Origin of the sequence: Pseudomonas tritici (genome assembly GCF_014268275.3) — a bacterium.
GTDB lineage: Bacteria > Pseudomonadota > Gammaproteobacteria > Pseudomonadales > Pseudomonadaceae > Aquipseudomonas > Aquipseudomonas tritici.
The window spans coordinates 4,222,405-4,235,952 of the sequence record NZ_CP077084.1 but is presented as its reverse complement, the minus strand read 5'-3'; the positions used below and the strand labels follow the sequence as shown (position 1 = coordinate 4,235,952).

Here is a 13,548-nt window from a genome sequence, read left to right as displayed (position 1 = left end):
TGTTAGTTACCGGTGGCACTGCCCTGGCTGCTGTCATCGCTCATGTCATAGCCATCACCGTCGCTGGTGCCGCTGTCACCTTCATTCTGATGCAGCACGCCACCGGTCTTCACCGTCGATTCACGCAGCGTCGAATTGAGCGCTGAGCGCGGCAGCGGGTTGCTGGTGGTGGTCGACAGTTCCTGGCGGAACGGGTTGACCAGCTTGGCGTTCAGGCGAATATCCTGGGACGACGCCCCCACCGACAGGTTGAAACTGTCCGCATCCACCACCCATTGCTTGCTCGCCACGTCGTAGTAGGCCAGCGAGCGGTCGTTGAGCTCGATGGTCACGCGCTTGCTCTCGCCGGGCTTCAAGAACACCTTCTTGTAGCCCTTGAGTTCCTTGATGGCGCGCTCCACTTTCGGGTTGTTCTGGCCCACGTACAACTCGGCGACCTCGGCGCCTGCCACCTTGCCGGTGTTGGCCAGGTCGAACGACACCTTGATCGGTGCACCGGCCACCGCCACCCCAGGGGTCACGCTGATGTTGCTGTAGCCGAAGGTGGTGTACGACAAGCCATAACCGAATGGGTAGAGCGGCTTGATGCCTTTTTTCTCATAGCCGCGATAGCCCAGGAACAGGTCATCCTTGTAGCTCATCTCGGCCAGGGTTTCCTGGTTGTCGAATTTTGGGAAGGTCGCGTAGATCGGGTTGTCTTCGATGTTGCGTTCGATACTGATCGGCAGCTTGGCCGACGGGTTTACCTTGCCCAGCAGAATCTCCGCCAGGGCCTGGCCGCCGTTTTGCCCAGGGTAGAACGCATGCAGCGCGGCCGGTACCTGGTCGATCCAGTCGCTCATCTTCAAACCGGTACCGCCGTGCAGCGTGACCACGGTGTTCGGGTTGACCTTGGCGATGCTCTGGATCAGCAGGTTCTGGTACTCCGGCAAATCGAAGCTGTGGTCGAAGCCTTCACCCTCGTATTCGTTGCTGTTACCGGCTGCCACCAGCACGGCGTCGTACTGCGCCAGATCCTTGGGCGCGACCAGCGAGGCCCAGCTCATTTGCACGCCGACCAGGCCGCCCATGGTCGAGAGGTAGCCGTTGCGACGCGAGTATTCCAGCTTGATATCGACGGGTTTGCCGGCCTCCAGGTTGACCTTGGCAAACACCGGGATGGTCGGCGGGATGCTGTTGTTTGGCAGCGGCTTGCCGTCGCCGTTATCGAGGACTTTCTTGCCGTTGACATAGAGGCGCACCGCACCGTCGGCGCGGATCTTGAACACCTGTTCGCCGCTGACGGCTGGGGTGATCTGGCCGCTGTAGCGAATCGAAGTGGCGGCGGTATCGCCGTTCACCGGCAGGCTGTCGGTGGACCAGTCCAGGTCGACATGCGTGTCAGTGCGGCTGGCGGCCGGGTCACCGGACCAGTTGGTGTTGCTGAAGAACTCGGTCTTCAAGCCTTTGGCGCTGTTGCCATTGCTGTCGGCATGGGTCCAAGTCGAAGTGGCCGGGTCCAGGGACAGCCCGTCGATGAACTCGACCTTGGCGCCCGGCGCCAGTTGCTGCAGGCCGCTCAGCTCGCTGATGTAGTTAGCGGCCATGACGTTGGCACTGCCAAAACCGGTGGGTGGCGCGTACTTGGCCAGGGTGCCGACCACAGCGATGCGCTTGACCTTTTTCGCGTCCAGCGGCAGCAGGTTGTTCTGGTTTTTCAGCAGCACGATGCCTTCACGGGCGGCGTTCAGCGCTACGCGATTGCTGGTGGCGCTGTTCATGTTGTGGCTGGTCAGCGGTGCCTTGCTGTCGAACTTGTACAGGTAGATCTGCTTGAGAATGCGGCGCACCTTGTCATCGATGGTCGCGCTGCTCAGCTCGCCGCTGTCCAGGTACGGCTTGAGGATGGTGCTGTTCATCTGGTAGCCCATCATGTCCAGGTCGGTGCCGGCCTGTGCCGCTGGCAAACCGCTGACCACAGCGTTGTAGTCACTCTGCACGAAGCCCGGGTAGCCCCATTCGGTTTTCAGAATGTCGCGCATCAGGTGCTTGTTCTGGCAGGCGAACTCGCCGTTCACCTTCTGGAACGCGCACATCATCATCGCGACTTTGCTGTTCTTCGAGGCGGACTCGAACGGCGGCAAGGTCATTTCGCGCAGGACGCGTTCGCTGATGATTTCATCAAGGTGGAAGCGGTTGCTTTCCTGGTCGTTGGCGGCGAAATGCTTGGCATTGGCCCACACCCCGCGTGACTGAATACCGTTGATCAACGCCGGCCCGAGGCTGGCGCCGAGGAACGGGTCTTCACCGGACAAATACTCGAACGCACGGCCGCTGTATGGCATGCGATACAGGTTCACGCCGGGGCCGGTGACAAACTGATAACCGCCGCTGGCAGTGTCATAACCCAGGGCACGGCCCAGGTCGATGGCGCGGCGCGGGTTCCAGCTGGCGGCCAGGTTTGGCCCGGACGGGTAGACCACGCCTTGTGCGTTGCCTTCGCTGGTGTAGCGCACACCCACGCCGCCATCGGCGCCGTGAATCTGCGGGACACCGTACTGGGTCAGCGGCTTGACATCCCAGCCACCGGTGCCGCCGATGTAGGCGAGTTTTTCTTCCATGGTCATCTTGGCCAGGGTTTTGTCTGCGGCGTTTTCCGCACGGCTCACACGACCTTCATCCAGGGCAGGGCTGGTCGCCGCGTGCACCTGGGACACGGCCAGTGCCAGCAGGGCGAATGCCGACTGTGCACCGATCATTTTGCGTTTATTCATGGGTCTCTCCGACAACTGTTCAGTAAACATGGCGCGCCGAGAAGTGCGGGTTGCTGTGCACGCTCGTCACTTTTTTCTGGGCAATAGTTACCCGTGATCGCAATTTTTAACCGATGGCTAATTGCAACTATTTGGCGAATTACGCAGTTTTATAAGTGTAATAATTGTAGTGGTTATTGTTGTAAGTAGTGTCTAAGCGATATCACGAGATGGCATTTTGAACCGCGAAAACCGCATAATTAAGGCAATTCTTGCGGTTATAAGTCAAACGAAAGCTAATTTTTGCGTGAAATAAGAAATAATTTCTTACGTTTTGGAACTTGTGTTAAACCTACTAGTCGATTGGTTTAAGAAAATATGTCGTGGCATGGCTAACTAGTGGCATTGCTCGGTAGTTCTAAAGTGCCATGTCTTATACAAGCTGTAATACACACTGCTTTGGTGTAGGGTCTTGATCGAGTTCAAGGCGCCACTTGGGCTATCTGCTGTTTTTGATCTGGAGAAAGTTGATGAAGATTTCCTTGCTGGGTGCCGGTGTTGTACTGAGCGTCGCGCTGAGTGGCGCGGCGATGGCGGCTGAGTCCACGGACGCTGATGCGACATCCGGGGCCACCGATTCCACCGTGCTGACCCAGGCCCACGACGCCAAGGCGGCAAAAAAACAGAAGGCTGAAACCACCAAGGGTGGCCGGCCGCTGAACAGCAGCCAGACGACCGCGCCGAAAACGTCCAACTGACGGGAAAACGCGGACTCCTGTGGGAGCGGGCTTGCCCGCGATAGCGGTGTATCAGCCAGCATATTCGGCCCTGATCCACTGCCATCGCGGGCAAGCCCGCTCCCACAAGGGGTTTACACAGCCCTTTAGCACATCGCCCCTCAGATTTTTACCCATGTCCCAGCCCAGCCTTTCAACGCCCATCAATGCCTGCCAACTGCATATCCCGAACACCGAACAGGTGTGCGCGTGGTTGATGCAACAGGCCGGCTTGAAAACCGTCGACCTGGAGCGCGCCCGACGCCTGTCCCAGGAAGGCGGCGACAGCGAGTTGCTCGGCTTGCTGACGCGCCTCGGGCTGGTCTCCGAAGTGGAATTGGCCCGCGCCTGGGCAGACTTGCTCGGCGCACCGCTGCTGCTGGCGGATGCCGCGCCGCCGCTGCTGGACCCGTTGCCACAACTGACCGAGCGTTTCATGCGCCACTACCAGGTGGTGCCCGTGGGCTGGAGCCAGGGCGGCCTGCGGGTTCTGGCGGCGAACCCGTCGCTGGTGTACCCGTTCCAGGCTGTGGCCTATGCCTGTGGTGTGCCGGTGTGGTTGGCCGTGGGGCCGCGCAATGAAGTCGAGACGCTGATCGAGCGCTACTACGGCCAGGGCCGCTCAGCCATGGGCACCTTGATCGAAAACCTCGATGAGCAGGGCGGTGCACTGGAAGACATCGAACACCTCAAGGACATGGCCTCCGAGGCGCCGGTGATTCGCCTGGTCAACCTGATCCTGCAGCGCGCGGTGGAACAGCGCGCCTCGGACATTCATATCGAGCCGTTCGAAAACCAGTTGAAGGTGCGCTATCGCATCGACGGCGTGCTGCACGAAGCCGAGGCGCCGCCGTCGAGTTCCTCAGCGGCGGTGATTTCGCGGGTGAAAATCATGGCGCGCCTGGACATTGCCGAGCGGCGCCTGCCGCAGGACGGGCGGATCATGCTGCGTATCCAGGGCAAGGAGCTGGACTTACGGGTGTCCACGGTGCCCACCAGTTTTGGCGAGTCGGTGGTCATGCGCCTGCTCGACCGGCAGACCGTGCAGTTCGATTTCCAGAGCCTGGGCTTCGATGGCCAGCGCCTGGAAACCTTCCTGGAAGTGCTCGAACGGCCCCACGGCATCCTGCTCGTCACCGGGCCCACTGGCTCGGGCAAGACCACCACGTTGTACACCGCGCTGTCGCGCCTCAACACCGCCGAGCGCAAGATCATCACGGTCGAAGACCCGGTGGAATACCAGCTTGAAGGCATCAACCAGATCCAGGTCAAACCCGCCATCGGCCTGGACTTTGCCGGCGCGCTGCGCTCCATCGTGCGTCAGGACCCGGACGTGATCATGATCGGTGAAATCCGCGACCTGGAAACCTGCCGCATCGCGATCCAATCGTCCCTCACCGGCCACCTGGTGCTGTCGACCCTGCACACGAATAGCGCGGCGGCGAGTATCACGCGGCTGCTGGATATGGGCGTCGAGAGCTACCTGATCGCCTCGACGGTCAATGGCATCCTCGCCCAGCGTCTGGTGCGGCGCCTGGACCCGACCACGCGCGAAGCGTTCGAAGCACCCGCGGAGTTGATCGCCGAACATGGCCTGGATCGGTTTACCGAGCAGCGCCCGATCATGCTCTATCGCCCCCGCGCCGATGCAGCGGGCGGTGGCTACCACGGTCGCAGCGCAATCACCGAACTGCTGGTGATGAACGACGAACTGCGCAGCCTGTTGATGCGCCAGGCCGACGCCGCCACCCTTGAACAGGCCGCCCGCCGTGGCGGCCTGCGGACCTTGCACGAAGAGGGCCTGCGCCAGGCCGTGGCGGGTGTCACCTCGCTCGAAGAAGTGCTGCGCGTCACCCGTGGGGAGGGCGCGTGAGCCTGTTCAAATACCGCGCCCTCGACAGCCAGGGCCAGGCGCAAAACGGCACCCTGGAAGCCAAGGACCACGCCGCTGCCGTCGCCGCCTTGCACAAGCGCGGCTTGCTGTTGTTGCAGATCGATGCGGCGGGGGGCCAGGGGCTGCGCAAGGCCTTTGGCCGTGGCCAGTTGAACGGCGCGGCACTGGTCAGTTTCACCCAGCAACTGGCCACGCTGTTGGGCGCCGGCCAACCGTTGGAGCGCTCGCTGGGCATCCTGCTCAAGCAGCCTGGCCAGCCGCAGACCCGCGCGTTGATCGAGCGCATCCGCGAACACGTCAAGGCCGGCCAACCGTTATCCAAGGCGCTGGAGGAGGAGGGCGGCCAGTTCTCGCCGTTGTACCTGAGCATGGTGCGTGCGGGTGAGGCGGGCGGCGCCCTGGAGGACACCCTGCGCCAGCTCAGCGATTACCTGGAGCGTAGCCAGTTGCTCAGGGGCGAGGTGATCAACGCCCTGATCTACCCGGCCTTCCTGGTCGTGGGCGTGCTCGGTTCGCTGGCCCTGTTGCTGGCCTACGTGGTGCCGCAGTTCGTGCCGATCTTCAAGGACCTGGGCGTGCCGATTCCGCTGATCACTGAAGTGATTCTGGCGCTTGGCCAATTCCTCGGTGCCTATGGCCTTGCGGTGTTGGCCGGTTTGATCGTGACGATCTGGACACTCGCCGCCCGCCTGCGCGACCCGCAGCGCCGCGAAAAATACGACCGCCGCGTGTTGGGCATTCGCATCATCGGCCCGCTGCTGCAGCGGGTCGAAGCCGCGCGACTGGCCCGCACCCTTGGCACCTTGCTCAGCAACGGCGTGGCCCTGCTGCAAGCCTTGGTGATCGCCCGGCAGGTTTGCACCAACCGCGCCCTGCAAGCGCAAGTCGCCCAGGCTGCCGAGTCGGTGAAGGGCGGCGGCACCCTGGCGAGTGCCTTCGGCAGCGAGCCGCTGCTGCCCGATCTGGCCCTGCAAATGATTGAAGTCGGCGAACAGGCCGGCGAACTCGACAGCATGCTGCTCAAGGTCGCCGATGTGTTCGACGTCGAAGCCAAGCGCGGCATCGACCGCTTGCTGGCCGCCCTTGTGCCATCCCTGACCGTGGTCATGGCGGTGCTGGTGGCGGTGATCATGCTGGCGATCATGCTGCCGCTGATGAGCTTGACCAGCAATATATGAACCCTTGAGGACTGCACCTATGCGCCATACCCGATTCAAGCCCGCCCGCCGCCAGGGCGGTTTTACCTTGCTGGAAATGCTCGCGGTGATCGTGCTGCTGGGCATCGTCGCGACCATCGTGGTGCGCCAGGTCGGCGGCAATGTGGACAAGGGCAAATACGGCGCGGGCAAGGCGCAGCTCGCCAGCCTGAGCATGAAGATCGAAAGCTATGGCCTGGACGTCGGTTCGCCGCCCAAGACCCTGCAGCAGTTGGTCGACAAACCCGGCAACAGCGCCGGCTGGGCCGGGCCGTACGCCAAGCCGTCAGACCTCAAAGACCCGTTCGGCCATGCCTTCGGCTACCGCTTCCCCGGTGAACACGGCGCCTTTGACCTGATCTTCTACGGTCAGGACGGCCAACCCGGCGGCGAAGGCTACAGCGCCGACCTGGGCAACTGGGAATAACCCGCTAACATGATCAGCCCCCAACGCGGCTTTACCCTCCTGGAAATGCTGGTGGTGATCGTTTTGATCAGCATCGCGGCCGGGTTGGTGGGGTTTGGCCTGCAACAAGGCCTGCGTGCGGCGAAAGAGCGCCAGGCCGTGGGGCAGATGGTCGAGGCCTTGCGGGCCACGCGGGCGCGGGCGATTGTCAGCGGCAGTACAGAACAAACCCTGTTCGACCTGCACGCGTTGAGCTTCCAGGCGCCGGGTCGACCGTTGAAACACTGGCCGGCCGACCTGCAAGTGACCCTGCACACCGCTGAGCACGCAGGCGCCGCGATCGAGTTCTACCCCGATGGCAGTTCCACCGGCGGCAACCTGCTGCTGACCAATGGCAGCCGGCGTTGGCGCATCGATATCGGCTGGCTGACCGGCAGCGTGCAGTCCAAGGCGCTGCCATGAAGCACCAGGGCGGTTTCACGTTGCTGGAGATGCTCGCCGCGCTGACGCTCATGGCGATCTGCAGCAGCGTGCTGCTGGTTGCGTTCGGCCAGAGCGCGCGGTCGCTGTTGCAGGTTGCCCATAGCGACCGGCTTACCCACGCCGCCGTCAGCGTGCTGGACCAGGAAGCGGCGGGGCCGCTGGCCAATGGTGTGCGCCACGGCGATCTGGACGGCGTCGCCTGGCAATTGCGCATTGCCCAGCAGCCCACCCGTATCGGCCAGCCACAGCTGTTTCGCCTCGACCTCAGCGTCAGTGAAGGCCCGCGCAACGCCAGTTTCAGTACCTTGAAACTGCGCGCAGCCAGCGACAAGGCAGGCCTGTGAAGCCGCGTCAGCAGGGCTTCACCTTGCTCGAGATCATGATCGTGCTGAGCTTGCTGGGCGTCTTGCTGGTGCTGGTCGGCGGCGCGTTGCTGGGGGCCAATCGTGCGGTGCTCAAGGCGCAGCGCTACACGGTCAGCCTGGATGAAATGCGCGCCGCGCAGCAGTTTTTGCGTACCTCCATCAGCGAGGCGCTGCCCTTGGACGTCACCGAGGACGACAGCCAGACCGATGGGTTTTTCGCCGGTGGCCCGCAGCGCATGCAGTTTGTCGCGACCTTGCCCGGCGTGCTCGGTGGCGGGATCCAGCGCTTCACCTTGCAGTTGGCCGGCGCCGAGGCGCAGCGCGATTTGCAGGTGGCGTTCGCGCAGTTTGAGTCTGCGGCGCAGGTCAGCGTGCCGGCCTCGCGCAGTGAGCCGCAGGTGTTGTTGAAGGGGGTCGAGGACCTGCAATTCAGCTACCGCGGCCTGTCGCCCAAGGGCCAAGCCACCGGCTGGATCAGCGAGTGGCCGTGGACCAAGCGCTTGCCGTATGCGGTGCGCATCGCGGCCCGTGTGAATGGACCGGTGCCCTGGGTGACCCAAGTGGTTGCGTTGCGCTTGAACCTGTCGGGCGGGGCACCGGAATGATCAGGCATCAGCGTGGCGTGGCCCTGTTGCTGGTGCTGTGGGTGCTGGCGTTGCTCAGCCTGTTGCTGGGCGGCCTGGCCGGCTGGGTGCAACTGGAAACGCGCCAGGCCGCCTGGCACCGCCAGCACACCCAGGCCGTGTTGGCCGCCGAGGCAGGCGTGGCGCTTGCGATGCAAGGGCTGGCCGACCCGATGCAACGTAAGCAGTGGGTGGCCGACGGGCGAGAAATCCCGCTGGTGTTTGACGATGCACAGCTGCACGTGAGCCTGCACAGCGAGCGCGGCAAGTTGTACTTGAACAGCGCCGAGGTCGCCGACTTCGCCCGCCTGGCCCTGGCCTGCGGTGCCACCCAAACCCAGGCCAACCAGCTCGCCAGGGACTTGGACGTGCGGCGCAACCAAGGCCTGGCGCCGTTTCGGGTAGTCGAAGAACTGCGGCAACTGCCGGGCATGACCCAGGCGCTGTACAGCGCACTGGTGCCCGAGATCAGCCTGTGGAGCGGCCTGGATCGGCCTGATCCGGCGTTCGCCAGTGCTTTGATGCGCCGCGCGCTGAACCTGCCGCACCAGAGCGCGGTAGGAGCCGACCCCGGCGAAGTGCTGGTGGTCAGCAGCCGCGTGCAACGGCCCGGCGGTTACCACGCCCGATTGCAAGCCACGGTGTTATTGAGCCCCGCGCAAGGCAGCGCACAACCTTATCGAGTCCTACGTTGGCAAGAATGAACGATCACTTAACCGCACGGCTTCAATGGCTGACGGAGCCCATCACCCAACGCTGGCGCGGCAGCCTGCTGCAACTGGGCTGGCGCCTGTGGCTCAAGGAACTGCGTGGCTGCCTGCCGGCGTGGCTGTCGCTGCAGGACATTCCCGAGCACTGCTATCGCTGGCCGTTGACCGCACCCGTGGCAAAACCCGCTGGCGAAGCACGCCAGGTGTTGCTGCTCGCACCCGATGCGGTGCTGGTGCAAACCCTGCAATTGCCCCCGGCGGCAGCGCGCAACCTGGCGACGGTGGTCGGTTATGAGCTGGACCGCTATACCCCGTTCGACGCCGCCCAACTGTACTTCGTCGCGCGCCAGGAACGCCGTACACCCACGCACGTGCACGTCACGCTGGTGGCGATCCTGCGTGAGCGCCTGGACCCGATTCTCAATGAGTGTGCGGCCCTCGGATTGCACCCCCACGCGGTGGATGTGGACGCAGGCACAGGCACGCCCATGGGCATCGACTTGCTGCCGGCACCCTTGCGCCCGCGCCAGCGCCCAGAGGGCAAGGGCTTGCAGCGCAGCCTGCCGTGGCTGTGCGGTGCCTTGGTGATTGCCGCGATGCTGCTGTGGCTCAACGACCGCCAGCGCGTGCTGGAGGCCATGCAGCACAGCGTGCGCGAGCAGAAAGCCCAGGTTGCCGAGGTCCAGGCCCTGCGCCAGCAACTGCTCACGACACGTGGTGCGGCGCAGTACCTGATCCGCCGCAAGGCAGCCCAACCGCCGTTGTCGGCGCTGCTCAACGAGCTGACCGCTTGCCTGCCATCCGACACCTGGATCGACCAGTTGGAGGTCAACGACGGCGCCGACGTGTCCTTCTCCGGGCAAAGCGCCAAGGCCAGCGCCTTGATCACACGGATCAAGAACTGCCACAGCCTGGAAAACGCCCAGTTCGAAGGGGTGATTCAACCCGATGCGCAAACCGGCAAGGATCAGTTTTCCTTGCGCGCCCACCTGCACCAGGAGGCCGCCGATGCGCCGACCACTGACACCCCGTGAACGCCGTGGCGCCGCCCTGATCGGCCTGGCCCTGGTGCTCGGCCTCGGTTATTGGCTGTTGATCGACAGCTGGTTCGCCGGTCCCTTGCGCGACATGGGCGAGCAGGCCGAGCAGCTACGTGAGCAACAACAACGCTACGCCGGCGTGTTGCGCCAGGGCGCCAGCCTGCGCCAACAGCTTGAGCTCGCACGGCAGGACCCGGCCAGTAGCACCAGCCTGTTGCCCGGCGATGACCCCAGCGCCGTCGCGGCCGACCTGATGCAGCGCATCGCCGACCTGATCAACAGCCGCGCCGGCCTCGGTGGCGGCTGCAGCCTGACCCAACGCATGCCCATCACCCCGGAGCAGGATGACGCCGAGCCGTATCGCCAGGTCAAAGTCAGCCTGACCCTCAACTGCGCCATCGAACCCTTGACCGCGATCCTGCATGAACTGGAGTACCAGCGGCCGTTCCTGTTTGTCGATGAGATGAGTATCCGCCGCCCGCCCAACGCACCTGCCAGTGGCGGTGCCGGCCAGCTGATCGTGCATTTGCTGGTGCGCGGCTACCTGCAGCCGGCCGCCGCACAGCAGGTGCGCCAATGATCCCTGCATTGCGTCCTCTGGAATGGCTGTTGCTCGGTGTGTCCGCGCTGCTCGGCCTGTTGATGGTCGGCATCCTCAGCAGCATTGGCGATGCGCCGCAGTGGTTGCCGCCGCCTGACCCTGATGCGCGCGCCAACACCTCGGCCAACGCGCTGGTGGCCCCGAGTGCGACCCTGGAAAGCCTCGCCGGCACCTGGCAAGCCCCCTTGTTCAGCCCCGACCGCAGCCCTGATCGCGCGGTCGGCCAGGCGGCCGTCTCCAGCCTGTCGAGCCTGACGCTGACCGGCATCGTCCTGGAGGGCAACCTGCGCGTTGCACTGCTCAAACGCAGCGACGGCCCGCCGCTGAAAGTCCACCAGGACCAGACCCTGCCCAACGGCTGGCGCCTGGAACAACTGACACCCCGCGAAGCGCGCTTTGTGCTTGACGGCCGCACGCAGACCCTGAGCCTGCGCGCGCCGCGTTTGCCCGCGCCGTCCACGACACCCCCGATTACCCTTCCTCACGAGTCCGCCCCTTGATCGATACCTTCCCCGGCGCTTTGCGCACCACCGTGTTTTGCCTGGCTACCGCCGTTTCCCTCGGTGGCTGCGGGACATTTCCTGAGCACCTCGACCCGGACGAAGCCCTGTTGCACGAGGCGATGCAAGGCACTGGTTCGCAACGCCCGCCAGTGGACCCGGCCAGCGAACAGGCCCCGGTCGACAGCGGCCAACCCCAGGCGAAGACGCCCCCTCAACGCCAGTTGATTCGTGGCAATCAGCAGTTCGTGCGCGCGCCGGCAGCAGCGCCGGCAAGGAAGGAGGAGGGCAGCGGTGACATCGTGTTCAACTTCGCCGACCAGCCGATCGAAGCGGTGATCAACAGCGTGATGGGCGACCTGCTGCACGAAAACTACAGCATCGCCCAGGGTGTGAAAGGCAACGTCAGCTTTTCCACCTCCAAACCGGTGAACAAGCAACAGGCCTTGTCGATTCTGGAAACCCTGTTGTCGTGGACCGACAACGCGATGATCAAGCAAGGCAACCGCTACGTGATCCTGCCCGCCAACCAGGCGGTGGCGGGCAAGCTGGTGCCAGAGATGCGCGTGTCGCAGCCGTCCAGCGGCCTGTCGGCGCGGCTGTTTCCGCTGCGCTATATCTCGGCCACCGAGATGCAGAAACTGCTCAAGCCGTTCGCCCGCGAAAATGCATTCTTGTTGGTCGACCCGGCGCGCAATGTGCTGAGCCTGGCCGGCACCCCGGAGGAACTGGCCAACTACCAGGACACCATCGACACCTTTGATGTGGACTGGCTCAAGGGCATGTCGGTGGGCGTGTTCGGCCTGCAACGTGCGTCGGTGGCCGAGCTGATGCCCGAGCTGCAGAAAATGTTCGGGCCCGACAGCGGCATGCCCCTGGCGGGCATGGTGCGGTTCCTGCCGATCGAGCGGACCAACTCGGTGGTCGCGATCTCGTCACAGCCGCAGTACCTCAGTGAAGTGGGTGACTGGATTCACACCATCGATGAAGGCGGCGGCAACGAGCCGCAGATGTACGTCTACGATGTGCGCAATATGAAGGCCACCGACCTCGCCAAGTACCTGCGGCAGATCTACGGCACGGGCGCGATCAAGGATGACACGCCGGCCAAGGTTGCCCCCGGTTTGCGCACGGCGACCCTGTCTTCGCCGGGCACCAACAGCACGTCCGGCAGCACGCCTGGTGGCCTGAGTAACAACCTGAATAACAGCCAGCCCGCCGCTGATGATGAGGATCAGGAACCGGAAGCCGAGCAGGACAGCGCCGAGCAGGGCATGGGCGAAGACGCTCCGGCCAAAAGCCTCGACGCCGGCACCCGCATCACCGCGCAGAAAAGCAGTAACCAACTGCTGGTACGCACGCGCCCGGTGCAGTGGAAAGAGATTGAATCGGCGATCAAACGTCTCGACAACCCGCCGCTGCAAGTGCAGATCGAGACGCGCATCCTCGAAGTCAAGCTTACCGGCGAACTGGACCTTGGCGTGCAGTGGTACCTGGGCCGCCTGGCCGGCAATTCCACCAGCACCACCGTGGGCAACACCGCCGGCAGCCAGGGCGCCCTTGGCGGTGGCGGCGCGGGCCTGGGGGCAGCGGACTCGTTGTTCTACTCCTTTGTCAGCTCCAACCTGCAAGTCGCCTTGCACGCCCTCGAAACCAACGGCCGCACCCAAGTGCTGTCGGCGCCGTCGCTGGTGGTGATGAACAACCAGCCGGCGCAGATTCAGGTGGGCGACAACATTCCCATCAGCCAGACCACGGTCAACACCGGCACCTCCGACACCACCTTGAGCAGCGTTGAATATGTGCAGACCGGGGTGATCCTCGACGTCGTGCCGCGGATCAATCCGGGTGGCCTGGTGTACATGGATATTCAGCAGCAGGTCAGTGATGCGCAGGATCAGGCGTCGTCGAGTAATGACACGCAGACTAATCCGCGTATTTCCACGCGGTCGGTGTCGACTCAGGTGGCCGTGCAGAGTGGGCAGACGGTGCTGCTGGGGGGGTTGATCAAGCAGGACAATGCGGAGTCGGTGAGTGCGGTGCCGTATCTGGGGAAGATTCCGGGGTTGCGGTGGTTGTTTGGGAATACCAGTAAGTCCAAGGATCGGACCGAGTTGATTGTGCTTATTACTCCGCGGGTCATCACCAGTAGCAGCCAGGCGCGGCAGGTGACGGATGATTATCGGCAGCAGATGCAGTTGTTGAAGCCGGCTAACTGAAGG

Annotated in this window: 13 protein-coding genes; 12 read left to right on the top strand and 1 reads right to left on the bottom strand. The window is 63.7% G+C overall.

The window, feature by feature from the left end; all coding sequences use genetic code 11:
• Positions 1–2: 2 nt before the first annotated feature.
• Entirely contained in the window at positions 3–2,753 is a 2,751-nt protein-coding gene (locus HU722_RS19100; RefSeq protein ID WP_065890679.1) for a beta-glucosidase, read from the bottom strand.
• 509 nt (positions 2,754–3,262) lie between these two features.
• On the opposite strand from HU722_RS19100, the gene HU722_RS19095 reads away from it, so the two are divergent.
• The 12 genes from HU722_RS19095 (at position 3,263) to gspD (ending at position 13,545) form a co-directional block, all read left to right on the top strand.
• Positions 3,263–3,490: a hypothetical protein gene (locus HU722_RS19095; protein ID WP_049712459.1), complete on the top strand. Its 228-nt coding sequence runs from the start codon at positions 3,263–3,265 to the stop codon at positions 3,488–3,490.
• 154 nt (positions 3,491–3,644) lie between these two features.
• Positions 3,645–5,381: a type II secretion system ATPase GspE gene (gene gspE / locus HU722_RS19090; RefSeq protein ID WP_065874043.1), complete on the top strand. Its 1,737-nt coding sequence runs from the start codon at positions 3,645–3,647 to the stop codon at positions 5,379–5,381.
• Positions 5,378–6,580, top strand: a complete 1,203-nt coding sequence (gene gspF / locus HU722_RS19085; RefSeq protein WP_065874042.1) for a type II secretion system inner membrane protein GspF — start codon at positions 5,378–5,380, stop codon at positions 6,578–6,580. The genes gspE and gspF overlap by 4 nt, the downstream gene beginning before the upstream one ends.
• Positions 6,581–6,599: 19 nt before the next feature.
• Positions 6,600–7,025, top strand: a complete 426-nt coding sequence (gspG, locus tag HU722_RS19080; RefSeq protein WP_024076412.1) for a type II secretion system major pseudopilin GspG — start codon at positions 6,600–6,602, stop codon at positions 7,023–7,025.
• A gap of 9 nt (positions 7,026–7,034) precedes the next feature.
• Positions 7,035–7,466 carry a type II secretion system protein gene (locus HU722_RS19075; RefSeq protein WP_065890680.1) on the top strand — a complete coding sequence of 144 codons (432 nt, stop codon included), beginning with the start codon at positions 7,035–7,037 and terminating at the stop codon, positions 7,464–7,466.
• Complete coding sequence (locus tag HU722_RS19070; RefSeq protein ID WP_065890681.1) at positions 7,463–7,831, top strand: type II secretion system protein; 369 nt, start codon at positions 7,463–7,465, stop codon at positions 7,829–7,831. The genes HU722_RS19075 and HU722_RS19070 overlap by 4 nt, the downstream gene beginning before the upstream one ends.
• A complete protein-coding gene (locus HU722_RS19065; protein ID WP_065874038.1) occupies positions 7,828–8,457 on the top strand; it encodes a prepilin-type N-terminal cleavage/methylation domain-containing protein in 630 nt (209 codons plus the stop codon). The genes HU722_RS19070 and HU722_RS19065 overlap by 4 nt, the downstream gene beginning before the upstream one ends.
• Positions 8,454–9,179, top strand: coding sequence for a general secretion pathway protein GspK (locus tag HU722_RS19060; protein ID WP_186754925.1), 726 nt, complete (start codon positions 8,454–8,456; stop codon positions 9,177–9,179). Before HU722_RS19065 ends, HU722_RS19060 begins: the two co-directional genes overlap by 4 nt.
• On the top strand, positions 9,176–10,219 hold the full coding sequence (locus HU722_RS19055) for a type II secretion system protein GspL (RefSeq protein ID WP_065890682.1): 1,044 nt from the start codon (positions 9,176–9,178) through the stop codon (positions 10,217–10,219). The genes HU722_RS19060 and HU722_RS19055 overlap by 4 nt, the downstream gene beginning before the upstream one ends.
• Positions 10,194–10,805, top strand: coding sequence for a type II secretion system protein GspM (gene gspM / locus HU722_RS19050; protein ID WP_065874035.1), 612 nt, complete (start codon positions 10,194–10,196; stop codon positions 10,803–10,805). Before HU722_RS19055 ends, gspM begins: the two co-directional genes overlap by 26 nt.
• Positions 10,802–11,326: a type II secretion system protein, XpsN-like gene (locus HU722_RS19045; protein WP_065890683.1), complete on the top strand. Its 525-nt coding sequence runs from the start codon at positions 10,802–10,804 to the stop codon at positions 11,324–11,326. Before gspM ends, HU722_RS19045 begins: the two co-directional genes overlap by 4 nt.
• Positions 11,323–13,545: a type II secretion system secretin GspD gene (gspD, locus tag HU722_RS19040; protein WP_065874033.1), complete on the top strand. Its 2,223-nt coding sequence runs from the start codon at positions 11,323–11,325 to the stop codon at positions 13,543–13,545. The genes HU722_RS19045 and gspD overlap by 4 nt, the downstream gene beginning before the upstream one ends.
• Positions 13,546–13,548: the final 3 nt, after the last annotated feature.